This window comes from Micrococcus porci (assembly GCF_020097155.1).
Lineage (GTDB): Bacteria > Actinomycetota > Actinomycetes > Actinomycetales > Micrococcaceae > Micrococcus > Micrococcus porci.
Genome location: NZ_CP083691.1, coordinates 502,676 through 525,208 on the forward strand (window position 1 = coordinate 502,676; position 22,533 = coordinate 525,208).

The 22,533-nt window shown below is 74.3% G+C and carries 25 protein-coding genes and 3 pseudogenes; 14 read left to right on the plus strand and 14 right to left on the minus strand.

The genetic code is table 11. The annotated features are described in order from the left end of the window. Positions 1–136 precede the first annotated feature (136 nt). Positions 137–601 (minus strand): annotated as a pseudogene (locus tag KW076_RS02350) (fatty acid desaturase family protein); the annotation flags it as partial. 79 nt (positions 602–680) lie between these two features. Here KW076_RS02350 and KW076_RS12735 point away from each other — a divergent pair. From KW076_RS12735 to KW076_RS02360, 3 genes and pseudogenes are all read left to right on the plus strand, one after another. Further along, positions 681–878 (plus strand): annotated as a pseudogene (locus tag KW076_RS12735) (RsbRD N-terminal domain-containing protein); the annotation flags it as partial. A 121-nt stretch (positions 879–999) separates the two neighbouring features. Then, a complete protein-coding gene (locus KW076_RS02355; RefSeq protein ID WP_224356062.1) occupies positions 1,000–1,497 on the plus strand; it encodes a helix-turn-helix domain-containing protein in 498 nt (165 codons plus the stop codon). A 127-nt stretch (positions 1,498–1,624) separates the two neighbouring features. Further along, the gene (locus tag KW076_RS02360) at positions 1,625–2,293 is read left to right on the plus strand and encodes an excalibur calcium-binding domain-containing protein (protein ID WP_224356063.1); all 669 of its coding nucleotides are present in this window, start codon (positions 1,625–1,627) and stop codon (positions 2,291–2,293) included. A 242-nt stretch (positions 2,294–2,535) separates the two neighbouring features. Here KW076_RS02360 and KW076_RS12495 read toward each other — a convergent pair whose 3' ends face one another. Next, positions 2,536–2,661 carry a hypothetical protein gene (locus KW076_RS12495; RefSeq protein WP_255612638.1) on the minus strand — a complete coding sequence of 42 codons (126 nt, stop codon included), beginning with the start codon at positions 2,659–2,661 and terminating at the stop codon, positions 2,536–2,538. Positions 2,662–2,665: 4 nt separating this feature from the next. On the opposite strand from KW076_RS12495, the gene KW076_RS02365 reads away from it, so the two are divergent. Beyond that, entirely contained in the window at positions 2,666–3,097 is a 432-nt protein-coding gene (locus KW076_RS02365) for a sortase domain-containing protein (protein WP_255612640.1), read from the plus strand. A 308-nt stretch (positions 3,098–3,405) separates the two neighbouring features. Here KW076_RS02365 and KW076_RS12690 read toward each other — a convergent pair whose 3' ends face one another. Beyond that, positions 3,406–3,912, minus strand: a complete 507-nt coding sequence (locus KW076_RS12690) for a GNAT family N-acetyltransferase (RefSeq protein WP_434084366.1) — start codon at positions 3,910–3,912, stop codon at positions 3,406–3,408. Positions 3,913–4,161: 249 nt separating this feature from the next. Further along, positions 4,162–4,452 (minus strand): annotated as a pseudogene (locus tag KW076_RS12695) (MarR family transcriptional regulator); the annotation flags it as partial. 138 nt (positions 4,453–4,590) lie between these two features. Between KW076_RS12695 and KW076_RS02375 the strand changes: the two are divergent. Continuing rightward, on the plus strand, positions 4,591–5,802 hold the full coding sequence (locus KW076_RS02375) for an MFS transporter (RefSeq protein WP_224356065.1): 1,212 nt from the start codon (positions 4,591–4,593) through the stop codon (positions 5,800–5,802). A gap of 125 nt (positions 5,803–5,927) precedes the next feature. Here the strand turns inward: KW076_RS02375 and KW076_RS02380 are convergent, their stop codons facing one another. Further along, entirely contained in the window at positions 5,928–6,800 is an 873-nt protein-coding gene (locus KW076_RS02380) for a dioxygenase family protein (protein ID WP_224356066.1), read from the minus strand. 130 nt (positions 6,801–6,930) lie between these two features. Between KW076_RS02380 and KW076_RS02385 the strand changes: the two genes are divergently transcribed. Beyond that, the gene (locus KW076_RS02385; RefSeq protein WP_224356067.1) at positions 6,931–7,458 is read left to right on the plus strand and encodes a MarR family winged helix-turn-helix transcriptional regulator; all 528 of its coding nucleotides are present in this window, start codon (positions 6,931–6,933) and stop codon (positions 7,456–7,458) included. Here KW076_RS02385 and KW076_RS02390 read toward each other — a convergent pair. The 4 genes from KW076_RS02390 to KW076_RS02405 form a co-directional block, all read right to left on the minus strand. Beyond that, entirely contained in the window at positions 7,424–7,882 is a 459-nt protein-coding gene (locus tag KW076_RS02390; protein WP_224356068.1) for a ribosomal maturation YjgA family protein, read from the minus strand. The genes KW076_RS02385 and KW076_RS02390 overlap by 35 nt on opposite strands. Further along, on the minus strand, positions 7,879–8,364 hold the full coding sequence (locus tag KW076_RS02395; RefSeq protein ID WP_224356069.1) for a VOC family protein: 486 nt from the start codon (positions 8,362–8,364) through the stop codon (positions 7,879–7,881). Before KW076_RS02395 ends, KW076_RS02390 begins: the two co-directional genes overlap by 4 nt. A gap of 115 nt (positions 8,365–8,479) precedes the next feature. Further along, on the minus strand, positions 8,480–10,936 hold the full coding sequence (locus tag KW076_RS02400) for a YhgE/Pip domain-containing protein (RefSeq protein ID WP_224356070.1): 2,457 nt from the start codon (positions 10,934–10,936) through the stop codon (positions 8,480–8,482). Then, complete coding sequence (locus KW076_RS02405) at positions 10,937–11,716, minus strand: P-loop NTPase family protein (RefSeq protein WP_224356071.1); 780 nt, start codon at positions 11,714–11,716, stop codon at positions 10,937–10,939. Positions 11,717–11,802: 86 nt separating this feature from the next. Between KW076_RS02405 and KW076_RS02410 the strand changes: the two genes are divergently transcribed. The 5 genes from KW076_RS02410 (at position 11,803) to KW076_RS02430 (ending at position 16,070) form a co-directional block, all read left to right on the plus strand. Further along, on the plus strand, positions 11,803–12,414 hold the full coding sequence (locus tag KW076_RS02410) for a TetR/AcrR family transcriptional regulator (RefSeq protein WP_224356072.1): 612 nt from the start codon (positions 11,803–11,805) through the stop codon (positions 12,412–12,414). A gap of 209 nt (positions 12,415–12,623) precedes the next feature. Continuing rightward, complete coding sequence (locus tag KW076_RS02415; RefSeq protein WP_224356073.1) at positions 12,624–13,370, plus strand: sulfite exporter TauE/SafE family protein; 747 nt, start codon at positions 12,624–12,626, stop codon at positions 13,368–13,370. Between the two features lie 16 nt (positions 13,371–13,386). After that, positions 13,387–13,965, plus strand: a complete 579-nt coding sequence (locus KW076_RS02420; protein WP_224356074.1) for a GNAT family N-acetyltransferase — start codon at positions 13,387–13,389, stop codon at positions 13,963–13,965. A 120-nt stretch (positions 13,966–14,085) separates the two neighbouring features. Further along, positions 14,086–15,363, plus strand: a complete 1,278-nt coding sequence (locus tag KW076_RS02425; RefSeq protein WP_224356075.1) for a polysaccharide deacetylase family protein — start codon at positions 14,086–14,088, stop codon at positions 15,361–15,363. A 155-nt stretch (positions 15,364–15,518) separates the two neighbouring features. Then, on the plus strand, positions 15,519–16,070 hold the full coding sequence (locus KW076_RS02430) for a maleylpyruvate isomerase N-terminal domain-containing protein (protein WP_224356076.1): 552 nt from the start codon (positions 15,519–15,521) through the stop codon (positions 16,068–16,070). Positions 16,071–16,080: 10 nt separating this feature from the next. Here the strand turns inward: KW076_RS02430 and KW076_RS02435 are convergent, their stop codons facing one another. Both KW076_RS02435 and KW076_RS02440 read right to left on the minus strand, forming a co-directional pair. Beyond that, entirely contained in the window at positions 16,081–16,764 is a 684-nt protein-coding gene (locus KW076_RS02435; RefSeq protein WP_224356077.1) for an arsenate-mycothiol transferase ArsC, read from the minus strand. Between the two features lie 69 nt (positions 16,765–16,833). After that, positions 16,834–17,184 carry an ArsR/SmtB family transcription factor gene (locus KW076_RS02440; protein ID WP_224356078.1) on the minus strand — a complete coding sequence of 117 codons (351 nt, stop codon included), beginning with the start codon at positions 17,182–17,184 and terminating at the stop codon, positions 16,834–16,836. Positions 17,185–17,319: 135 nt separating this feature from the next. On the opposite strand from KW076_RS02440, the gene arsB reads away from it, so the two are divergent. Together arsB and KW076_RS02450 are read left to right on the plus strand one after the other, a co-directional pair. Then, positions 17,320–18,456, plus strand: a complete 1,137-nt coding sequence (arsB, locus tag KW076_RS02445) for an ACR3 family arsenite efflux transporter (RefSeq protein ID WP_224356079.1) — start codon at positions 17,320–17,322, stop codon at positions 18,454–18,456. Continuing rightward, entirely contained in the window at positions 18,453–18,869 is a 417-nt protein-coding gene (locus KW076_RS02450) for an arsenate reductase ArsC (protein ID WP_224356080.1), read from the plus strand. The genes arsB and KW076_RS02450 overlap by 4 nt, the downstream gene beginning before the upstream one ends. A gap of 123 nt (positions 18,870–18,992) precedes the next feature. Here the strand turns inward: KW076_RS02450 and KW076_RS02455 are convergent, their stop codons facing one another. The 3 genes from KW076_RS02455 to KW076_RS02465 form a co-directional block, all read right to left on the minus strand. Then, positions 18,993–19,817 carry a GTP pyrophosphokinase gene (locus KW076_RS02455; protein WP_224356081.1) on the minus strand — a complete coding sequence of 275 codons (825 nt, stop codon included), beginning with the start codon at positions 19,815–19,817 and terminating at the stop codon, positions 18,993–18,995. A gap of 90 nt (positions 19,818–19,907) precedes the next feature. Continuing rightward, positions 19,908–20,330, minus strand: coding sequence for an acyl-CoA thioesterase (locus KW076_RS02460; protein ID WP_224356082.1), 423 nt, complete (start codon positions 20,328–20,330; stop codon positions 19,908–19,910). 22 nt (positions 20,331–20,352) lie between these two features. After that, positions 20,353–21,780: an FAD-binding oxidoreductase gene (locus KW076_RS02465; protein ID WP_224356083.1), complete on the minus strand. Its 1,428-nt coding sequence runs from the start codon at positions 21,778–21,780 to the stop codon at positions 20,353–20,355. A gap of 72 nt (positions 21,781–21,852) precedes the next feature. On the opposite strand from KW076_RS02465, the gene KW076_RS02470 reads away from it, so the two are divergent. Further along, a complete protein-coding gene (locus tag KW076_RS02470) occupies positions 21,853–22,533 on the plus strand; it encodes a GNAT family N-acetyltransferase (RefSeq protein WP_224356084.1) in 681 nt (226 codons plus the stop codon).

The window sequence follows — 22,533 nt, forward strand, 5'->3', positions numbered from 1 at the left end:
AAAGCGTCCGACACGCCGTTCGTTTCGTGCGCGAAAGCGTCCGACACGCCGTCCGTTTCATGAACGACAACGCCGGTGGAGGGGGCGCAGCCCCTGCCGGGCCTCAGGGCAGGGCCAGGCGGAAGACCTTCCGCCACGCGGAGCCGGAGCGGCTGACCAGCTCGGCCGCGATGGGTGTGGCCAGTGAGTCCTTGGCGAGCTGCCGGACCGCCTTCACGGCCACCGAGGCCAGGTCCCGGCGCAGGTCCGCCACGGGCTTCTCCCCGGCGCGCACCTTGGCCAGCTCGAGGTCGTAGATGGCGATGCCCCACTCGAAGAACGGCGCCAGGATCGCGTTGATCACCGGGTTGAGCAGGTGCCGGGGCTCCCAGGGCTCGGCCTCGTCCATGCGCAGCACGTTGTAGCCCAGGTCCTCGTCCAGGCCGGTCACATTGGTCCAGCGGTGGTGGGCGTCGTTGTGGGTGTGCTGCCACGCGCTGGAGGGGGTCACGAAGTCCCACTCCCACGTCGTCGAGTGGATGTCGGGGTCGCGCATCCAGTCCCACTGGCCGTGGAGCACGTTGTGCCCGATCTCCATGTTCTCGATGATCTTGCCCGCCGTGGCCGAGCGGATCATCCGCGTGGTCCCCGAGGAGATCCCGGCCTACGCGGCCGCCCTCGACGCGGACACCCGTGACCTCATGGCCGCCCTCGGCGCCGGTGAGTTCCGGGAGGGCCGCACCATGCACCACCTCCTGGGCGCCTACCGCCTGGCCGCCCGGATCGCCTTCCGCGAGCTCTCCGAGGAGTGCGCCCGCCAGGGGATGGGGATGGACGTCGTCGTGGACCTGGGCGAGTCCATCTGGGCGTACATCGACGAGCTCTCCTCCGTCAGCGCGCAGGCCTACGCGGCCGCCCAGTCCGCTCGCGCAGGCGTCGTGGACCGCCGCCGCGCCCGACGCCGTCACCCGTCTCGGCCTGGGCCGCGCCGGGCCCGTCCTGGAGCGGGACGGGCAGATCGTGGTGCTCTCCGCCCCGCCGCGGTCCCCGGTGGTGACCCGACGGCTCCTGGCCGCGCTGCAGGGGACGGGTGCCGTCGTCGGGCCGGAGGTGGACGCCCTGGAGGTGGCGCGGTCCCTGCACGTGGCCCGGGCCGTGCTCGCCCGCCGGGACGCCCTGAGCGGTGTGGCCCCCGGGGCGGCGGTCCTGGCGGAGGAGCACCTCGCGGACGTCGTCCTCGGGGCCGAGCCGGAGGCGCTGCGGCGCCTGTCCGAGCGCGTCCTCGCGCCGCTGGACGGGCTCAGCGACGCCAAGCGCGCCACCCTGGAGGCCACCCTCGCGGCCTGGCTCGCGCACCGGGGCGCGCGTGGCCCCATGGCGGCGGAGCTCAACGTGCATCCGCAGACGGTCGGGTACCGGGTGGGGCGGCTGCGGGAGCTGTTCGGGGGCGCCCTCGACGACGCCGATGCCCGCTTCGACCTCGAACTCGCCCTGCGCTCCCGCCGCGGTCAGGGGTGATGACCCAGCATCTGGACGAGGGCTGGGGGAAGTGGACATGCCCGCTGGGAGTCGTCTAGAAATGGCTTGTCAGGCGCACCTTCTGTCGGGTGCGCCACCATCACCGCACTCCATGACGAGGACTCCCATGAAGAAGACCGCCACCGGCCTCACGCTGGCCGCCGCCCTGTCCCTGACCGCCTTCGCCGCGGCTCCGGCCCAGGCCGACGAGCCCATCTTCGAGAACTGCGCCGAAGCCCGAGCTGCTGGATACGGCAACTTCACGAGCGAGCACGCGACGTTCCGCCACCTGAATGACATCGACAACGACGGCGTCGTGTGTGAGGGGCCGAACTCCCCCTACGGGCCCAACGGCCCCGCTGTTGCGAAGCCGTCCCCGAAGCCGGCCGCCCGCCCGCAGGCCTCCCTGCCGTCGCACGTCACCCAGCCCGACGCGATCGACAACCAGTACACCTACCCGGACTGCAAGGACGTGTTCGCCGCCGGCCTCGCGAACCTGCCCAAGTCCTCGAAGTACTACCACGCGGATCTCGACGCCGACCTGGACGGCATCGGCTGCGAGGTCAACGGCGACGACGCCTGGGTCCCTGCCGCCATCAAGGCCAAGTACGCGCCCGCCACGGCGGCCCGGGCCGAGGAGTCCGCGGCCGCCGAGGCTCCCCAGGTCACCGTGGTCCCCGAGGGCACACCCAAGACCGGTCCCGAGGGCGTCGCGCTGGCCCCGTTCGCGCTGGGCGCCGTGGCCCTCGCCGGTGTCGCCGGTGCCGGTGTCGTCGCCCGCCGTCGCCAGGCCTGAGCCGACCGCCTCTGCATGACCATCCGTCCTCGCCGCCGCGGGCGCCTCATCGCGTCCGCGGCGGCGCTGTGCGTGGGAGTCGTCGGCTGCGGTCCCACCCCGGACGCCGAGCAGCCCGCGGCCTCGTCTCCTGCGCGGCCCTCCTCGGCGTCCACGCCGTCCGCCTCCCCGCCGGCGAGCGCACGGCCCTCGGCTTCCGCGTCCGTCTCCGGCTCCTGGGTCCGTGAACGAGAGGTGGACCGCTACTGGCGCAGCGGGTCCTCGCCGAGCGCGACCGCCTCGCCGAGCGCGAGTGCCGCGTCCAGGGCCCAGCCCGCTGCGTCGTCGTCCCCGGTGCCCGACGACGTCCTCCCCGCCTCACGCCCCACGCGGGTGCGTGTGCCGAGCCTGGGCATCGACTCCTCCCTGATCGAGCTCGGACTCCAGGACGACCGCACCGTCGAGGTCCCTCCCACCGCGCCCGGATCGCCGGCCGGCTGGTACGAGAACTCCCCGACACCCGGCTCCCGCGGCCCCGCCGTGCTGCTCGGTCACGTGAGCGACACCGAGGACGGCACGGGGGTGTTCGGCCACCTCAGGGACATCCAGCCGGGCGCCCTCGTCGAAGTGGACCGTGCCGACGGCACCACCGCCGTGTTCCGCGTGGATCGCGCCGTCTCCTACGACCGGGGCGGGTTCCCCAAGGACGAGGTCTACGGGAACACCGACGACGCCCAGCTGCGCCTCATCACCTGCGACTCCTACAACGCCTGGACGGGGCACTGGGACAACAACTTCGTGGCCTTCGCGACCCTCGTCCGCTGACCTGCGCCCCCGGTGCGGGGCAGACTCGACGGGACACGTCCGCTGCCGGCGGCCCGGGCACCCACCGTCCCGCGCCAGGAGGCCCCCATGGAGCACGTCACGTTCAGCGACCCCGCCGCCGAAGGAGACGGTGGACGCGTGGCCGAGGGCGACCTGGGCGTCCTGATCTGGGGTGCCACCCACGTCCACACACAGGACCACCGCGACGCCGTCGCCCGCCATCCGCGCGCCCGCCTGGTGGCCGAGGTGCCCGACGGCGACCCCCGCCCGCCGTCCGCGAGGTCGGCGTTGGGCCGGGCAGGTGCCGTTCAGGCGAGACGCATGCCCAGCACGGTGCGGGCCTCCGCCCCGATGGCCTCCAGGTATGACGCGTCCACGCCGGTGCGGTCCTCCTCGAGGACCTCCATGCCGATCTTCTCCGCGACCCGGCGGGACGCCGTGTTCTCCGGGTGGACGATGGCCACGAGCTCGGGGGCGCCCAGCACGTCGCGGGCGTGGTCGCGGCACGCCGCCGCGGCCTCCGTGGCGTACCCGCGCCCCTGCAGCACCGGGGCGACGTGGTAGCCGACCTCGAGTCGACGCTCGCCGTTCACCCGCTGCCAGGTCAGCCCGCACTCGCCCACGAAGGCGCCCGCGTGGGTCTCCACGATCCACAGCCCATGGCCGTGCTCGGCATAGCTCCGCCGGTTCCAGGCGATCCAGTCGGCGACCTCGGCACGCGTCTTCGGTGCGGGGTAGAACTCCATCACCTCGGGGTCCCCCAGCAGCCCGACGAGGACGTCGAGGTCCGCCTCCGTCATCTCGCGGAAGCGCAGTCGGGCGGTGCCGGCGGGGACGGCAGCCGCTCCGGGGGCCTCGGGCCGCTCCCGCGGCCAGGGCTGTTCGCGGAGCTCCTCCGAGCCCTCGTTGAACCGCCGCAGCAGCCGGGCCAGTGCGGCCACGTCGGGCGCGGGCCAGGAGCGGGTGACCTCGGCGACGGCCGCCCGACGCGCGGCGAGCTCCCCCTCGAGGGCCGCCCGGCCGGCGTCGGTGGCGCGGTGCAGGCGCGCCTGGCCGCCCGCCGGATCCCGGAAGCGCTCCACGAATCCCGCGCGCTGGGCCGCGCCGATCTGGCGCTGGAGGGTGGAGACGTCGAGGCCGAACGCGGCGGCGAGCTCGGCCATGGTCATGGGTCCCTGCGCCTCGAGGCGGGCCAGCAGGAGCACGGCGCTGCGGTCCAGGGCCTCGGGGCGGCGGTAGGCGCCCAGACCGTGCACGGCGCGGCGGAGGAGCAGCATGTGCTCCCGGACGACGTCGTCGAGCGCGTCGGTCCCGGTGTTGCCCGGGTCGGGGTGGCGCGGGATGGGCTGCGTCATGGCTCCTCCGTGTCCGGCCGGTGGTCCCAGCCCGTGTTCCAGGAGTCTAGACTGCCATGTGCATCATGCAATGTGCATGGTGCACATGGGGCCGTGCCACTCGGCGCGCCCCGCTCGCCGTCGTCGTGGAGGACCCCCGTGCACCATCCCGTCACCGCCCCCGCCGAGGCCGCCCCCCGCATCGTGACGCCGGTGTTCGCGGTGGCCTGGCTGGTGAACTTCGCCCAGTACCTGACCTTCTACCTCCTCGCCACCACCATGGCGCTCTACGCCGTGAAGCAGTTCGGCGCCGGGGACGCGGCGGCGGGCTTCGCGTCCAGCGCCTTCGTGGTCGGTGCGACGGTCGCGCGGATCTTCGCCGGGCACGTCGTGGACAGCCTGGGCCGCCGGCGGATGCTGCTCGTCTCCCTCTCCGTGGTGACCCTGGCGTGCGCGGCCTACCTCCCGGCGTCGTCGCTGGGACTGTTGGTGGCCGTCCGCCTGGTCCACGGCGCCATGTACGCCGTGGCCAGCACGGCCGTGATGACGCTGGCGCAGTCGGTCATCCCCGCCTCCCGACGCGCGGAGGGCACCGGGTACTTCGCGCTCGGCACCACCCTGGCCACGGCCCTCGGCCCGGCGGCGGGGCTGATGCTCGTCTCCGCCGCGGGCTACCCGGGCATGTTCTGGGCGACGACGGCCGTGGCCGCCGTGGGCCTGGCGTTCGGGCTCGCGCTGCGCGTCCCCGACGAGCCCGCCTCCGCCCGTCCCCACCTGGTGCGGGGCTTCCGGCTCGGCGGGATCCTCCACCCCGCCGTGGTGCCGATCGGCGTGTTCATGCTGCTCGTGGGCGTGGCCTACGCGGGCGTCATCACCTACCTCAACGGGTACGCGGAGCAGCGCGGCCTCGGCGCCGGGGCCGGCCTGTTCTTCCTCGCGTACGCCCTGGTGACGCTCGTGATGCGCTTCGTCCTGGGGCGCGTCCAGGACCGCCGCGGGGACAACGCGGTGGTGGGGCTCGGCCTCGTCTGCTTCGCGGCGTCCCTCGTGCTGCTCGCCGTGGCCCGGCAGGACGCCGTGGTGGTCCTCGCCGGCGCCCTGTGCGGCCTGGGCTACGGCACGCTGATGCCCGCCGCGCAGGCCATCGCCGTGCGCCTGGTCCCGCCGCACCAGATGGGCACCGGCATCTCCACGCTCTACCTGGGCGTGGACGTGGGCATCGGACTGGCGCCGCTGCCGCTGGGCGCCCTCCTGGCCGCCGGGGGCTACCTGTGGATGTACCTCGTCCTCGCGGGGTTCGTGGTCCTGGCAGGGGTGTACTACGTGCTCGTGCACGGGCGCACCCCGGCCGCCCGGGCCGTGGCGCGGTGACCGGGGCGGCAGATGACGCGGATGAGGCGCCCCACGGCGAACCCCGTCAACGGGCGACAGGACGCCGGCAGCCACCCGCACGACGCCGGTGGTGCGGGGGCCGCGCGTCGTCGTAGGGCAGTGGATCAGTCCACCGTGAAGCTGCGGATGTGGTTGGAGAACACGAACCGGTTGAACACCGTGCGGGTGGTGGAGGGGTCGTGCGCGGCGCCCATGGTGAGCAGCAGCGGCACGTAGTGGTCCGCCGTCGGGTGGGCGATCCGCGCGCCCGGCGCCCTGTCCAGGTACCCCATGAGCGCGTCGACGTCCCCGGCGTGGGCCATCTCGGCCGCCCACGTGTCGAAGGCGTCCACGTGCCCGAACAGCCGCGGGTCCCGCATGGCGGCGAACGAGTGCGTCATGAAGCCGGAGCCGATCACGAGCACGCCCTCGTCCCGCAGCTCGCGCAGCCGCTCGCCCAGGCGCAGCAGGTCCGCGGGGTCCTGGCTGGGCATGGAGACCTGCAGCACCGGCACGTCCGCGTCCGGGTACATGGCCATGAGCGGGATGTACGCGCCGTGGTCCAGGCCCCGGTCCGTGTGCTGGTGCACCTCCTGGCCCTGGGCGCCGAGCACGCCGGCCAGCCGGCGGGCCAGGTCCGTGGCGTCAGGGGTGTCGTACCGGAGGGTGTAGTACCGCGGGTGGAATCCGCCGAAGTCGTAGACCAGCGGCGTGCCGGCGGCGGACGCGGAGATCGCGGCGGGGGCGTTCTCCCAGTGCGCGGACACGATCACGATCGCCCGCGGCTTGGGCATGGTCTGTGCCCACTCGAACAGGTCGTTCAGCCACTGCGGCTCGTCCAGGGTGGGCGGGGCGCCGTGGGAGATGAACAGCGCGGGCATGCGCCCGTCGGACGGCTCCCAGAGCTTCTGCCGCCGGGTGAGGGGCAGGGCGCGGGCGAGCAGGTCGTCGTAGGCGCCGGCAGGCGTCGGCTGGGCCCAGGGGTCGGCGAGGGTCATGGTGTCCTCCTTCACGGGGCGCCGCGGCCCCGTCTCTGGGGCCGACTCTACGTCCCATGACTTCACGGTGCAAGTGTTCCTCGCGTCACGGGGACTTAAGACCTGAAGGCCCGCGACTAGGATGGAGGGCATGTCCGACGCCGCCCGCCCCGCATCCGACCCCGTCGCCGACACCGCACCCGAGTCCGTGGTGCCCTGGCTCGACGACGAGGAGCGCCACGCCTTCCTGGCGCTGATGAGCGTGGTCCTGCGCCTCGAGCCCACCCTGGACGCCCAGCTGCGCCGCGAGGCCGGCATCAGCCACTTCGAGTACACCGTCCTGGCGAGCCTCTCCGAGGCCGAGGGCGGGCAGCGCCGCATGAGCGAGCTCGCCTACCTGTCCTCCGGCTCCCTGCCCCGCCTCTCCCAGGTGGTCACCCGGCTGGAGAAGCGCGGTTGGGTCGAGCGCCGCCCCGACCCCGAGGACGGCCGCTACACCCTGGCCGTGCTCCTCGACGAGGGGCGTGAGGTGGTCGTCGCCGCCGCGCCCGGCCACGTGGCGGAGGTGCGCCGCGCCGTCGTCGACCCGCTCACCCGCGCCCAGCTGCGCCAGCTCACCGCCATCGGCCGCCGGATCATGGGGGTCATCGACCCCGAGGACCGCTGCCTCGAGGACTGAGCGCCGCCCGGCGGCGCAGGGCCGCGTCCACGGCCGCGGCGGCGAGCACGCCCGCCAGGTACAGCAGCAGGTCGCTCCACAGGAAGCCCGTGCCCAGCACCAGCCGCGCGGGCGGGAACGCCCTCCCGAGCGCGGCCGGGATGCCGGTGAGCTGGAACAGCTCGATCGCCGCGCACACGCCGAACGCCGCCGCCGCGAGGGGGAGCGTCCGCGCCCGCGGCGCGATCCAGGCCAGGAGCAGGAACACCAGCACCGCGTAGAGCGCGTCCCCGAGCGGGCCCGTCCACGCGGCCGCGCCGGGGACACCGCGCAGGCCCACGCGCACCAGCAGTCCCGCCGCCACCGTGGCGGCCGCCGCCAGGGCCAGCCGGGACCGGCGGCGGGGCGTCGTCGTCGTGGGGCCGGGCGCCGCGGGGGCGCTCACGCGAGCGCCTCCAGGGCGGCGACCTCGATCTTCCGCATGGCCATCATGGCCTGGATCTGCGCCGGGCTCTGCAGCAGCCGGCCCATGTCCGCGGGGATGATCTGCCAGGAGACGCCGAAGCGGTCCTTGCACCAGCCGCACTGCTCGGCCTCCGGCACGTGGGAGAGCGCCGCCCAGTAGCGGTCGATCTCCTCCTGGTCCCGGCAGGCGACGACGAAGCTCACCGCCTCGCTGAGCGTGAAGGCCGGGCCGCCGTCGAGGGCCCCGAAGCGCACCCCGCCCAGGCGCACCCACGCGCTGATCACCTTCCCGGCCATGCCCGCGTAGTGCGGGTCCAGGGACTCGTCCGGGTAGCGCTGGATCTCCTCGATCTCCGAGTCCGGGAAGACGTCCACGTAGTAGCGGAGGGCCTCCTCGGCGCCGTCGTGGAACCAGAGGAACGGGGAGATCAGCTGGGGTGCGCCCGCGGCGGCATCGCTCATGCCGTCAGTGTGACACCGTCCGTTCCCCGCACGAAAACGCGCGGCGCGCCGTCCGTTTCGCGAACGAAAGCGGGCGACGCGCCGTCCGTCTCCCGCACGAGAACGTGGGGGCTGGTCACTTCTCCAGGGCCGGGTGCAGGTCCTTCATGCGGAACCGCTGGCGGCGGCGCACCACCGCCATGTCCAGGAACAGGCAGGCCGCGCCGAACACCGCGAGGAACGCCACCGCGCCCCAGAACTGCGCCGGCTGGCCGCCGGAGAGGGCGTAGCGGATCGCGTTGATCGAGTGCGTCATGGGCATCAGCGGGCTGACCCACCGGAAGAACGGCGGCAGCACGTCCGCCGGGTAGGTGCCTCCGGCCGAGCCGAGCTGCAGGATCAGCGTCACCAGCAGCACCGCGCTGCCCGGGGTGCCCAGGGCCGTCATCACCAGGTGCGCGAACAGGGAGAACGCGAGCGCGGTGAACACCACGAGCCCCACCAGGTGCCACGGGTGCACCGGGTCGATCCCCAGCGGCACCGTGGCCGCGAGCATCACCAGGGAGCCCACCACGGAGAGCAGGCCCACCGGCAGCCAGGCGCTCAGCGCCAGCAGCAGCGGGTTGCGGCGGCCGGCCAGCAGGCGGCCGTTCACCGGGCGCATGACGTTGAACGCGGCGATGCCGAACACCCACAGGGCGATCGAGAAGAACAGGGGGGCCACGCCGCGGCCGTACACCCCGGCCGGGTTCAGCACGTCCATGTCCACCTGCACCGGGCGGGACATCACGAGCGCCGCCTCGTCCGCGGCGTCCTCGGAGAGCGCGGGGATCTTGTCCGTGCCCGACGCCAGGCCGTCGTGCAGCTGGGTGGCGCCGTCGGAGAGGCTGTCGAGGCCGGTCTTCAGGTCGCCCGAGCCGGTCTCCAGCTGCGCCAGCCCGGAGTCCAGGCTCGTGGCGCCGTCGGAGAGCTTCCCGAGGCCGGTCTGCAGCTCGCCCGCGCCCTGGTCGAGCCGACCGGCGCCGTCGGCCAGGTCACCCGCGCCGGTCTCCAGCTTCCCGAGCCCGTCCACGAGCCGTCCGGAGCCGTCCTCCAGCTGCGCCAGGCCGTCGTCGAGGGCGGTCGCGCCGGCGGCCAGCTGGTCCAGGGCGTCGGCGAACCTCCCGACGCCGTCGGCCAGCGCCTGCGCGCCCGTGTTCGCCTGCCCGATGCCCGCGTGGAGGGTGTCCGCGCCCTCGGCCACGGCGTGGGCGCCGTCGTTCAGCTTCGTGATGTCCGCCTTGGCGTTGCCCGCGACGTCCTCGGACACGAAGCCCTGCACGCGGGAGTTCACGGCGGCGGAGCGGTCCGCGACGTCCTGGGCCGTCGACGTCGCCGAGCCGGCCTTCTCCTTGGCGTCCGTGAGGGACTGCTGCAGCGCCGCGTACTCGGGCGCGACGGCGATGTCCGGGTTCGACTCGGCGAGCGCCTGCAGCTGCTCGGACGCCGTGTCGATGTCCCCGCCGGCGCCGGATCCCGCGGTGGCGACGGCGTCGTTGAGGGTCTGCACGTCCTGGTTGACGGTGGCGACGTCGGAGGCCACCTTGTCCTGACGCTCGATCACGGCGTCCAGGCCGGGGATGACCGTGTCGTAGAGCTGCTGGGTGCCGTCGGCCACCTGGTGGGCGCCGTCGGCGAGGTCCGCCGAGCCCGTGTCGAGCTGGGTGAGCCCGTTGGAGAGGGCGGTGGCGCCGTCGCGCAGGTCGGGGACCTTCGCGGCGATCTGCCCCGCGCCGTCGGCGAGCTTCTGCGAGCCCTCCCGCGCCTGGCCGATGCCGGTCTGCAGCTGGACGGCGCCGTCCTTCGCGGAGGTCGCGCCGGCCGCCAGCTGGTCCGCGCCGTCCTTCAGCTGCCCGGCGCCGTCGGCGAGCTGACCGGCGCCGTCCTGCGCGTCGGAGGCGCCCTGGGCGAGCTGCCCGGAGCCGTCGTGGGCCTGGACGATGCCGTCCGCGAGCTGCGCGGCGCCGTCGTCGGCCTGACCGGCGCCGTCGGCGAGCCTGCCCGCCCCGTCCCGGGCGTCGGCCATGCCCTGCCGGATGGTCGCGAGGTTCTCGAAGACGGCCTTGAAGTACGCCTCCACGGCCGCCTTGTCCACGGCGTTCTCGATCTTCGACTGCGAGGAGGAGGTCACAGAGCCGATCACGAAGCCGTTGGCGTCGTTGCGGCGCAGCGTGATGTGCGCCTGTTGGGGGTCGGAGGTGTTCGCGCTGACCAGGTCCGCGCTCAGCCCCTCCGGGATCTCCATGACCAGGTAGTAGCGCCCGTCGCGCAGGCCGGCCTCGGCGTCGTCGCGCGTGGTCTCGTGCCAGTCGAAGGTGTGCTGGTCCACCAGCTCCTCCGTGATGTCGGCGCCGGTGGTCAGGGTCTTGCCGTCGGACTCCACGGGCCTGTCCTCGTTGACGATCGCCACCGGCAGGGAGGACAGGTTGCCGTAGGGGTCCCAGTTGGCGGAGAGGTAGAGCGCCCCGTAGATGGTGGGCACCAGCACGATGAAGAGCAGGGCGATGGTCGGCAGGACGCCGCGGAAGCGGCGCAGCTCGTAGCGGAACAGCATTCAGTCCTCCAGGGAGGGACGGGTGGGGAGGGCGGCCGGCAGGTCGTCGTGGCCCGGGGTGGGCAGCTCGACGACGACGGCGCCGCGGGGCACGGGGGCGGAGGTCAGGGCGCTCACCACGAAGCGGTGACCCAGGCGGCCCAGGGTCTCGAGCACGCGGTAGACGTGCTCGAGCTGGGGGCGGGTGAGGGAGGAGTCGATGTCGTCGTAGACGATCACGTCGGCCGGGCGCAGGCAGGCGAGCATGCAGGTGAGGATCGTGCGGTCCTCCACGGGGAGGGAGCTGACCTGGTCGCCGTGGTCCGGGTGGAAGCCGACGGCGGCCTCGAGGCGCGCGAAGCGCTTGCGGCCGGTGCGGCGCGAGATCCCCTCGGCGAGGCAGTGCTCGTCGATGCACTCGCGGATCGTGAGCAGCGGCTCGAGCTCCACGTAGTCGGTGATGCGGGCCACCGTGGTGGCGCGGCGCAGCCGGTGGGGGTGGCGGATGCCGTCCATGTCCCCGAGGGTGAGCTCGCCGCCGACGCCCTGGAGGCGCCCGACGAGGGCGAGCAGCAGGGCGGAGCGGCCGGAGCCCTGGGTGCCGAGGACGGCGCCGGGCACGCCCGGGGGCAGGTCCACGTCCACCGGGCCGAACACGGTGCCGCGGATGGAGCGCAGGGTGAGGCCCCGCGCGGTGAGGGCGCGGCCGACCTGGTGGGAGCCCCCCGGGGCGGGCTCGGGCGCGCGCTCGGCGACGACGTCGTCCGTCTCGATGGGGGCGGGGGTCTGGTCTTCGGTCACGGGGCGGGGCCTCCATGGGTGGTTTGCGTGGTGTGCGCAGGTTCGATACCGTCGGTATTCAATACCATCGGTATCGAAAGGGCAAGATGGCCTCCCGACCCCGCCACCAGGACGTTCGCGCCGACCTCCTCCAGTACGCCACCGAGGCGTTCGAGCGGGACGGCTACGGGCGCGCCTCCCTGGCGGGCATCGCCGCCGACGCCGGCTACACCAAGGGCGCCGTGTACTCCGGCTTCGGCAGCAAGGCCGCCCTCTTCGCGGAGGTCTGCGGGGCCCAGTTCGAGGCGCTCACCCGCCGGACCCTGGACGTGGTGGGCCGCGAGCTGGCCGTGGAGGGGGGCGGCCGCGCCGACCTCGTGGCCCGCCTGGCCGCCGTCCTGACCTCCTTGACCTTCGACGGCGACGCCCGCTGGCCCCTGCTGCTGCACGAGTTCCAGGCCGTGGGCCTGCGGGATGAGTCCGTGGCCTCCGAGTACCGTGCCCTGACCGCCCGCCGCGTGCGGTTCCTGGCCGAGGCCCTGGGGGAGCACCCCCGGCTGGCCGGGCTGAGCGCGGAGCGGCTGGAGCGCACCTCGTCCCTGACGCTCGTGCTGGTGCACACCCTGGCTGTGGAGCACCGGCTCTCCCCGGAGGCCATGGACCGCCGCGGCGGGGAGCTCTCCTTCACCGCCCTCCTCGACAGCGCGCTCCCGGACTGAGCGTCCCGGCCGGGTGGGCCGGTCAGGCGCCCGGCCCGAAGGCCAACACCAACACCACCAGGAGCAGCAGCACGGCCATGGCCGCGACGGCGGCGGCCGCCGTGCGCACGGCCGAGCGGGCGCGGTCCGGGGGAGGGGTCACCGTGCCAGTCTGGCACGCGCCCGCCGTCGCATCCCGCCGCCGCGGCGCGCGGGCGCATACTGCAGGGGTGAGCATCTCCCTGGCGGCCGTCGTCTTCCTCTGCGTGGCCGTGGGCGGTGTGCTGCAGCGCATCAGCGGGATGGGCGTGGGCATGGTCGCCGCGCCCACGCTCTCCCTCCTGGTGGGCCCGGTGGCGGGGGTGACCATGTCCAACGCCGCCGCCTCCGTCTCCGCGCTCATCCTCTTCTGGATGCTGCGCCGGCACGTGGACTGGCCGCGCTTCCTGCGCCTGGCCCCGCTGCTGGTGGTCGGCGCCCTGGCCGGGGCGTGGACGGTCCGCGTGATGGACCACGCCTGGCTGGAAGTCGTCCTGGGGGCGTGCGTGCTCGTGGCGATCGCCGCCGTGCTCGGCCTCCAGGACCGCCTCACCCTGCGCGGCAGCGCGGCCGTGTTCGGCTCCGGGGCCGTGGCCGGGTTCATGAACACCACCGCGGGCGTGGCCGGGCCGGCGCTCGCGGTCTACGCCGTGGCCTCGAAGTGGGAGCAGCGCTCCTGGGCGGCCACCCTCCAGCCGATCTTCCTCACCGCCAACGTCACCTCGATCGTCCTCAAGGCCTCCCTGGGCGCGACGGCGGGGGCCGCCGCGGTGCCGTGGTGGGCGTGGGCGGCGGCCGTGGCGGGGGCGCCCGCGGGGATCGCGGTCGGGTCGAGGCTGGCCCGGCGCGTGGACCCGGGTCGGGCCCGCCGGGTGGCGGTGACGCTGGCCGGCGTCGGTGCCGCGGTGACGCTGGTGCGCGGCCTGGCCTCCCTGTGAGGCGTACCGTTCCCCCATGCCCACCTCCCCGACGCCCCGTCCCGTCCCCGCCGTGATCCGCCCCGCCACGCCCGCCGACGTCCCCGCCCTGGTGCGCGTGGCGGCGGAGACCTTCCCGGACGCGTGCCCTCCCACCACCTCGCAGGAGGCCAAGGACGAGCACATCGCGAGCAGCCTCAACGCCGAGGTGATCGGGGGCTGGGTCGCGGGGCCGGGGCACGCCGTGCACCTGGCGGAGGCACCCGCCGGGCGCGACGACGCCGGCCGCCTCCTCGGGTACGTCATGGCCGAGCTCGCCCCCGAGGAGGAGCCCGCGGTGACCGCCGTGCTGGGGGAGGGCGCCGCCGTCGGCTGCCTGTCCAAGCTGTACGTGGTGCGCGAGGCGCGCGGCACGGGTGCCGCGGCCGCCCTGATGGCGGCGGGCCTCGACGCGCTGCGGGTGCGGGGGCTGACCCACGCCTGGCTGGGCACGTCCGAGGAGAACCACCGGGCCAACGCGTTCTACGAGCGGGTCGGGTTCCGCACCGTCGGCTCGCGCACGTTCCTGGTGGGCGGCCGCCCCGAGCGGGACAACGTCCGGCTGATCACGCCCTGACCTGGGAGGAGGCGCCGTCGGCGGCCGCCCGTGACCGAATCGTGAAGCCGCCCATGCTGGCCCGCGGACCCCCTCGAGGGTCACCATGGAGTGGATCGAATCGACGATGGAGGCAGACCAGTGGAGTACTCGCGACGGCATGTGATCTTCGGCGGCTCGGCCCTGCTGGGCGCCGGGCTGCTGGCCGCCTGCGCGCCCGCGCAGGACGGGGCCGCCCCCTCGGCGGGCGGCGGGTCGTCGTCGGAGGCGGCGTCGTCCTCCGCGGCGCCGAGCCCGTCCTCCACCCGCCCCGTGATCCCCTCCGCGCCGGAGCCCGCGGGGAAGCCCGTGGCCTGGAAGGACGTGGCGAAGGTCCCGCACCTGTTCTTCCACTCGCTGGTGGTGGACCCGGAGAAGGCGTTCCATGTGCACGGCGAGTCCGACGGCTACCTGAACTACATGGTCACCCAGGCCGAGTTCGAGCGGATCCTCCCGCAGCTGTGGGCGCTGGGCTACGTGCTCGTCTCCCCGCACGAGCTCTATGAGGTCGGCCGGGACGACGTCGTGCGGGCGAGGACGCTGATGGTCCCGGAGAACCGGACCCCGCTGATCATCTCCCTGGACGACTGCTCCTACTACGAGTACATGGAGGGCGACGGGTTCGCCACCCGCCTGCTCGTGGACGACTCCGGCCGGGTGCGCACCGAGTACACCGACCAGGAAGGGAAGACGACGATCGGCGCGAACGACCTGGTGCCGATCCTCGACGACTTCGTGCGCGACCACCCCGACTTCACGCTCAACGGCGCCAAGGGCGTCCTCGCCCTCACCGGGTACAACGGCGTGCTCGGCTACCGCTCCTCGCCGACCATGTATCCGGAGGGTCCGGAGCTGGACGAGGCCGTCGCCACCGCCAAGGAGGTGGTGGCCGCCATGAAGGAGACCGGCTGGGAGTTCGCCTCCCACTCCTGGTCGCACCGCTCCATGGCCCAGATGTCCCTCGCCGACCTCAAGGAGGACTGCGAGCGCTGGATCGAGGACGTCCAGCCGATCGTCGGCCCCACGGACATGCTGATCTACCCGTTCGGCGCGGACATCGCGGGCATCGAGAAGTACTCCGGCCCGGAGTACGAGCACCTGCGCTCCCTGGGCTTCCGCTCCTTCTTCCTGGTGGACGGCTCCTCCAAGGCCTGGGGCCAGCTGGAGCCGGGCTACTACCGCGGCTCCCGCATCAACGTGGACGGCATCTCCCTCGCGGGGGCGAAGGACGGCTCCCGGCCGGTGCTCGACGAGTTCATGGACGTGGACTCCGTGCTCGACCCGGCCCGCCCGGAGAGCATCCACGCCCCGAGCTACGTGCCGCCGGAGGAGCGCGCGGCCGCCTCCTCCGGCGCACCCTCGGCGAGCCCCTCCTCCTGACGGGGCGCCGGCGTCGTCGCCGCCCGCCCGCGGGCCCTGGAACCGGGCGTCCGGCGCGACTGGCCCGCGCCGTCCCGCGCGGGGGACAATGACCGGTGCATCCGCACCCGCACCGAGCCGCGCCGCCTCATCCCGGCGCCCCCAGGAGGAGCCCCATGAGCACGCAGACCGACGTCGAGCAGTACTGGATGGACTGCGTCGAGCCCTTCACCGACGTGGTCCGCGCGGTCGAGGACTGGGACGCCTCCACCCCCTGCAAGGGCTGGAGCGCCCAGGACCTGCTGGACCACGTGGTGGTGGCCGAGCGGGACTTCGCCGCGCGCCAGGGCCGCGAGATCCCGGTGTTCGACGGCTCCCGCAACGAGCTGTGGACCCAATGGGTCAAGCACGCCTCCGCCGTCACCGCCCTTGCCGGCGACGAGACCTTCATCATGCAGTCCCTGCACACCGCCACCGGCGACATGACCGTGGGCGAGGCCCTCCTTCACTTCCACGGCTTCGATCTGCTGGTGCACCGCTGGGACCTGGCACGCTCCCAGGGCCGGGACGAGCAGTGGACCGACGAGGAGATGGACAGGATCGAGCGCGCCCTGGACAGCTTCGGCGAGCAGGCCTACCAGCCGGGCATCCTCGCGGACCCGGTCCCCGTGGCCGACGACGCCCCCCGCCAGGTCCGCCTGCTGGGCCGCCTGGGTCGCCGCGCCTGAGGGGCGGGACTCAGGCCCCGCTGATCTCCCGCCAGAGCGCGTCCACGCGGACCTCGATGTCCGCGACGATCTCCTGGAGGCGGTCCCAGTCCACCTCGGCGGGGTCCCCCACGGGCCAGTCCCGCGCGTCCTGTCCCAGCCGGACGGGGCAGTCGTCCCCGCAGCCCATGGTGATCACGTAGTCCGCGGACGCGAGGACCTCCTCCGTGATGGGCTTGGGGAAGATCCGGGCCGGGTCCGCGCCGTGCGCCGTGAGCACGGGCTGCACGTTCCCGTGGATCCGGCCGGCGGGCTGCGAGCCGGCGGAGCTCACGCGCACCGCGTCCCCGGCGCGCTCGGCGAGCAGTGCCGCGGCCAGCTGGGACCGGCCGGCGTTCTGCACGCACACGAACAGCACGTGGGGCACGCCCGAGCGGGTCACCCCCCGTGCGTCCGCGAGCGAGGCCAGGCGGTCGTGGGCGAAGCGCACGGCGATCGATTCCCGGTGCGCCGGGTCGGCGGCAGCGGGGGAGAGCCCGGCCGCGGACTCCTCGACGATCCGGTCCACGGTCTCCTCGCCGAGGGCGGGACCGAAGACGCGACGCAACTCCGCGGCCCCGTGCGCGAGGATCCCGACGTGCTCGCCGATGCGCGGCAGCGGACCCGTGGACGGCGACGGTCCGGTGCCGGCGACGGCGGGGTGTGCCTCGGCCATGGCGGGACCTCCTGGGGGCGGGCGACGTCGGGCGGTCCCTGCCAGCGTACGTCGGCCGCCCTCCTCGGGTCAGGCCCCGGCGGGGTCGGCCAGGAACGCGCGGGCGGCGTCGAGGGCGGCGGGGACGGCCGTGTAGTGGGCCCACCGGCCGCGCTGCTCGCGGGTGACGAGCCCGGCGGCGGTGAGGGTCTTGAGGTGGTGGGAGAGCGTGGGCTGGCTGATGCCCAGGGGCTCCGGCAGGTGGCAGGCGCAGACGGTGCCCTCGGGAGAGGCGGCCACGTGGGCCAGGACGCGTACGCGGGTGGGGTCGGCCAGGGCCTTGAACACCGCGGCCAGGCGGGCGGCGTGCTCCGCGGGCAGCAGGGCGGGGCCGGCGGGGGCGCAGCAGGTGTCCGAGGGGGACGGGGCGGTCGTGGTCATGACAGGGGAGTCTACCCGCGTCACATTGACGGTTGTCGATACGTCTGACAGGATCACCTCGTTCCGGCGACGTCCCGCGACGCGTCACGCCGCCGCGACGTCGCCCCCTGGTCCGTCCTCTTCGAGAGGCCCCGTGTGAGCTCCACCCCCCGCACCACCGCCGAGGCGGCGCCCGTCGCGGCCCGCCTGTCCTCCCTCGACCGCCTCCTCCCCGTGTGGATCGGCGCCGCCATGCTCGTCGGCCTGCTGCTCGGGCGCCTGGTGCCCGGCCTCGGCGGGGTGCTCGCCGCCGTCGAGGTGGACGGCGTGTCCCTGCCCATCGCGCTCGGCCTGCTCGTGATGATGTACCCCGTGCTGGCCAAGGTGCGCTACGACCGCCTGGACTCCGTCACGGGGGACCGCCGTCTGCTCGTGGCCTCCCTCGTGCTCAACTGGGTCTTCGGCCCGCTGCTGATGTTCGCGCTGGCCTGGATCTTCCTGGCCGACCTGCCCGAGTACCGCACCGGCCTGATCATCGTGGGCCTGGCCCGCTGCATCGCCATGGTCATCATCTGGAACGACCTCGCCTGCGGGGACCGGGAGGCCGCCGCCGTGCTGGTGGCCCTGAACTCGATCTTCCAGGTGATCGCGTTCGCGGCGCTGGGCTGGTTCTACCTCTCCGTGCTGCCCGGCTGGCTGGGCCTGCCGCAGACCGGCCTGGACGTCTCCCCATGGGATATCGCCCGCTCCGTCCTGATCTTCCTGGGCATCCCGCTGCTGGCCGGCTTCCTCAGCCGCGTGATCGGCGAGCGCCGCTGGGGCCGCGCCGCCTACGAAGGCTCGTTCCTCCCGACGATCGGCCCGTGGGCGCTCTACGGGCTGCTGTTCACCATCGTCGTGCTCTTCGCGCTCCAGGGCGAGCAGATCGCCGCCCGCCCCTGGGACGTCGCCCGGATCGCCCTGCCCCTGCTCGTGTACTTCGCCGTGATGTGGGGCCTGGGCTACACCGTGGGCCGCAGGCTCGGCCTGGGCTACGAGCGCACCACCACGCTCGCCTTCACCGCCGCCGGCAACAACTTCGAGCTGGCCATCGCGGTGGCCATCGCCACCTTCGGCGCGACGTCGGGCCAGGCGCTGGCCGGCGTCGTGGGTCCGCTGATCGAGGTGCCCGTGCTCGTGGGGCTCGTGTACGTCAGTCTGTGGCTGCGCCGCCGCTTCCCCCCCGCCGCCGACGCCGGCACCCCCGCCTCCGCCATGACCGTCCCCGCAACGACCGCCCAGGAGAATCGATGACCTCCGACCGCCCCTCCGTGATGTTCGTCTGCGTCCACAACGCGGGCCGCTCCCAGATGGCCGCCGCCTACGCGCAGCACCTCTCCGGCGGCGCCGTGGAGGTCCGCTCGGCCGGTTCCGCCCCCGCGGATCAGGTCAACCCGGCCGTGGTGGAGGCCATGGCCGAGGAGGGCATCGACCTCTCCGCCGAGCGTCCCAAGGTCCTCACGCCGGAGGCGGTCCAGGCCTCGGACGCCGTGATCACCATGGGCTGCGGCGACGCCTGCCCCCTCTACCCGGGCAAGCGCTACGAGGACTGGGTGCTCGAGGATCCCGCCGGCCGGGGCGTGGACGCCGTCCGCCCCATCCGGGACGAGATCCGCGGCCGCGTGGCCGGGCTGCTGCGCGAGCTGGGCGTCGAGCCGGTCGCCTGAGCCGGCCCGCCCGACGACGGCGGTCGGGGCGCCGGGAGTGCCGCCGGTCACCCTTCTCCACAGATGTGGACAACTCTGTGGAGAAGGGTGTGCAGGAGCGGTGGGCGGGTGTGGACGGCCCGCTCAGGCGTGGCCGACCCAGTCGTCCTCGTCGTCGTGCTCGTCCGGGCCGGCGCCGGCGTCGTGCACGGCCTGGTGCAGGCGCTCCATGCGGGCGTCGAGGTCGTGGGCCACGCGGGCCGCGGCGGCCAGCTCCGTGGTGATGGCCGGCGGCACATGCCCGGCGAACTTGTAGTTGATCTTGTGCTCCAGGGACGCCCAGAAGTCCATGGCGATGGTGCGGAACTGCAGCTCCACCGTCACGGGCACGGTGCCGGTGGTGAGGTGCACGGGCACCTGCACCAGGCAGTGGAGCGAGCGGTAGCCGGAGGGCTTGGGGTCGCGGATGTAGTCCTCCACCTCGAGGACCCGGATGTCCGGCTGGGACGTGAACTGCCGGAACACCCGGTACACGTCCTCGGTGAAGCTCACGATCACGCGGGCCCCGGCGATGTCCGTGACGCCGGAGCGCAGCGCGTCCAGGTCCAGGGACAGCCCCCGTGAGGCGGCCTTGCGCAGCAGCGACTCCGGCGACTTCACCCGGGTGGCGATGTGCTCGATGGGGTTGTACTCGTGCAGGTGCGTGAACTCGTCCTGCAAAGTCTCCAGGCGGGTCTCCACCTGCAGCAACGCGGAGCGGTACTCCAGGTCGAACCGCTCGAAGTCCGTGCGCAGGGACGCCAGGGCGTCGGCGACCTCGCCCGGGAGCTGGGTGAGGTCCGTCAGGGGCGTGGCGCGCAGGGCCTCGAGGGCCGTCGACGCCGAGGTCACGCCACGGCCGCCGGGCGCGGGGCGCTCGACGGGTGCGGGATCGTCCGCAGGCGGAGGGTGGTCCACGTCACGGGGCATGCCGGCCAGCCTAGCCGCGCACCCTGGACGGCCGCTGGGCCGTCCACAGGTCCGAGGGCCGTCCGCGGGGCGTGCGCCGGCCGGCCCGGCTCAGCCCTCCGCGGGGACCAGGACGGCCTGCAGGCGGGCGCGGCGGGCGTCGTCGTGAGGGAGCGGGGCGCCGGTCTCCGGGTCGAGGTGGACCATGACGGCGTCGCAGGTCACGCAGCGCACGCCCTCCTGCCAGAGCTCGTGGTGGAGCGTGTAGGACGTGCGGCCCAGCGCTCTCACCCAGACCTTCGCGGTGAGCTCGGGGCCGTACTCCACGGGGCGCTCGTACTCGGTGGTCATGGCGCGGACCACGCGCATCACGTCCCGGCCGACGTCGCCCTCGTCCCACGCCTTGAGCGCGCGGACGCGGGCCTCCTCGGTGAGGGTGAGGATGCGGACGTTGTTGACGTGGCCGTAGAGGTCCATGTCGGACCAGCGCAGGTCGAGGACGCCCTCGTAGGGGCGGGGCTGGGAGTCGCTCATGAGTGCACGATACCGGCGGGGCTCACGGGGTGAACACGATCCCGGGGTTGAGGATCCCGCGCGGGTCGAACACGGCCTTGATCCGCTCCTGCAGCCCATGCTGGGCCTCCCCGAGCTCCTCCTTGAGGAACGCGCGCTTGAGCAGCCCGACGCCGTGCTCCCCGGTGAGGGTGCCACCGAGCTCCAGGCCGGCGCGGAACAGCATGCCCGCGGCCGCCCAGACCTCCGCGGGGATGGCCTCCTGCGCGCCGTCCTCCCCGCCGACCCGGGACGGCTCGCCGAACAGCACCACGGGGTGCAGGTTCCCGTCCCCGGCGTGGGCGGAGGTGGGGATGCGCAGGCCGGTCTCCGCCTCGATCTCGCGGATCCGGGCGAACATCTCCGGCATGCGGCTGCGGGGCACGGCCACGTCCTCCACGAGCGGGGTGCCCAGGGCCTCCAGCGCCGGGAAGGCGGTGCGGCGCAGGGACACCAGGCGGTCCGCCTCGGCCGGGTCCGCGGTGACGGTGACCTCGCCCCCGGCGGAGCGGATGAGCTCGGCCATGGCCGCGGCCTGCTCGTCGGCCCCGGGCCCGTCCGCCTGCACCAGGAGGAAGGCCCCGGTCTCGGGGAGGCGAGCGGCGTCGTCGGCGGAGACGTGGGCGCGCACCGCGGCGAGCGTGGCCTCGTCCATCAGCTCCATGATCGCGGGCACGTGCCCGGCCCCGGTGATCGCGGCGGCGGCGCGGGCGCCGACGGCCACGTCCGGGAAGAACGCGCCGAGGGTGTGCACGGCGCCCTCGGGCAGGGGGCGCAGGGCCAGGGTGGCCTCCACGATCACCCCGAGCGTGCCCTCGGAGCCGATCATCAGGGCGGTGAGGTCGTAGCCGGTGACGCCCTTGACGGTGCGGTGCCCCAGGCGCATCAGCGTGCCGTCCGCGAGGACCACGGCCAGCCCCAGCACGGCCTCCCGGGTGACCCCGTACTTGGCGCAGAGCAGGCCGCCGGCGTTCATGGCGATGTTCCCGCCCACCGTGGAGATCTCCTTGGACGCCGGGTCCGGCGCCCACCACAGCCCGTGCGGCTCCAGGGCCCGGTTCAGCGCCCCGTTGAGCACGCCCGGCTCGACGACGGCGACCCGGTCCTCCGGCGCGACCTCCAGGATCCGGTCCATCCCGGAGAGGTCCAGGACCACCTGTCCCGGCCCGGCCACGGCCCCACCGGCCAGCCCCGTCCCGGCGCCGCGGGTGACCAGGGGCGTGCCGGTGGCGTGGGCGATCCGGCACGCCGCCTGGACGTCCTCCACCGTGCGGGCCCGCACGGCCGCCAGCGGGGCGCCGGGGGAGCGGTGGCCGGAGCGGTCCGCGCGCAACGGCTCGAGCGCGGCCGGGTCGGTGACCACCGCGTCGCCGAGGGCGGCGCGCAGGCGGTGGAGGACGTCGTCGGGGGAGACGGATATGATGCAGGTCATGCCTCCCAGGGTAGGCCGGGCGCGCCCCGGGGCCCTGCCGCCGTCCCTCCCGCGGCCCCTAGGCTGGGCTGCATGTCCGACGCCGCCCGCCGCCCCCGCCCGCTCGTCACCTCCCTGCGCCCCGCGGCGGCCGCCGACCACCCGGACGCAGCCGCGGTGGCCGGGATGGCCGGGGCCCTCGCCGAGGCGTTCGCCGAGGACCCGTACACCACCTCGTTCCTGCCGCCGGACCGGCGCGAGGAGCGCCTGCGCGACTACTTCGACCTCCTGGTCCGCGAGTCCCTGGACGCCGCCGCGCGCGGACACGGCGCGGTGGACGCGGCCGTGGACCCGCGCACCGGGGAGGTGCTCGGCGTCGCCCTCTGGGAGCGGCCCGGGGCCCCGCGTCCGCCCGCCGGGCTGCTGGGGGCGCTGCGCCCGGCCGTCCCGACGGCGGCCCGCCGGTGGCGCGCGTTCGGCCGCCACGCCCTCGACCACGTCCGCACCGTGGCCGCCTGCCAGGCCGTGCGGCCCTCCGAGGAGCACTGGTACCTGCTGGAGCTGGGCACCGTGCCGTCCGCCCGCGGCCGCGGCGCGGGGCGGGCGCTCCTGGAGCGGCGGCGGCGCGAGGCCCGGGCGGCCGGCGTCGGGATCTACCTGGAGTCCTCCTCCGCGGAGAGCACCCGTTTCTACGAGCACGTCGGCTTCCGGCCGCACGGCACGGCGACGGTCCACGGCGCCGACGACCTGACCACGATGTGGTGGAAGGACTGA

Bases quoted from the DNA above. Each gene is read 5' to 3' on its own strand.
- KW076_RS02455 (WP_224356081.1), bottom strand. From the start codon at position 19,817: ATGCCCCGTGACGTGGACCACCCTCCGCCTGCGGACGATCCCGCACCC.
- KW076_RS02380 (WP_224356066.1), bottom strand. From the start codon at position 6,800: ATGACCCTCGCCGACCCCTGGGCCCAGCCGACGCCTGCCGGCGCCTAC.
- KW076_RS02395 (WP_224356069.1), bottom strand. From the start codon at position 8,364: ATGAGCGATGCCGCCGCGGGCGCACCCCAGCTGATCTCCCCGTTCCTC.
- KW076_RS02465 (WP_224356083.1), bottom strand. From the start codon at position 21,780: ATGACCTGCATCATATCCGTCTCCCCCGACGACGTCCTCCACCGCCTG.
- KW076_RS02435 (WP_224356077.1), bottom strand. From the start codon at position 16,764: ATGGCCGAGGCACACCCCGCCGTCGCCGGCACCGGACCGTCGCCGTCC.
- KW076_RS02430 (WP_224356076.1), top strand. From the start codon at position 15,519: ATGAGCACGCAGACCGACGTCGAGCAGTACTGGATGGACTGCGTCGAG.
- KW076_RS02410 (WP_224356072.1), top strand. From the start codon at position 11,803: ATGGCCTCCCGACCCCGCCACCAGGACGTTCGCGCCGACCTCCTCCAG.
- KW076_RS02470 (WP_224356084.1), top strand. From the start codon at position 21,853: ATGTCCGACGCCGCCCGCCGCCCCCGCCCGCTCGTCACCTCCCTGCGC.
- KW076_RS02460 (WP_224356082.1), bottom strand. From the start codon at position 20,330: ATGAGCGACTCCCAGCCCCGCCCCTACGAGGGCGTCCTCGACCTGCGC.
- KW076_RS02400 (WP_224356070.1), bottom strand. From the start codon at position 10,936: ATGCTGTTCCGCTACGAGCTGCGCCGCTTCCGCGGCGTCCTGCCGACC.
- KW076_RS02360 (WP_224356063.1), top strand. From the start codon at position 1,625: ATGAAGAAGACCGCCACCGGCCTCACGCTGGCCGCCGCCCTGTCCCTG.
- KW076_RS02385 (WP_224356067.1), top strand. From the start codon at position 6,931: ATGTCCGACGCCGCCCGCCCCGCATCCGACCCCGTCGCCGACACCGCA.
- KW076_RS02440 (WP_224356078.1), bottom strand. From the start codon at position 17,184: ATGACCACGACCGCCCCGTCCCCCTCGGACACCTGCTGCGCCCCCGCC.
- KW076_RS02450 (WP_224356080.1), top strand. From the start codon at position 18,453: ATGACCTCCGACCGCCCCTCCGTGATGTTCGTCTGCGTCCACAACGCG.
- KW076_RS02420 (WP_224356074.1), top strand. From the start codon at position 13,387: ATGCCCACCTCCCCGACGCCCCGTCCCGTCCCCGCCGTGATCCGCCCC.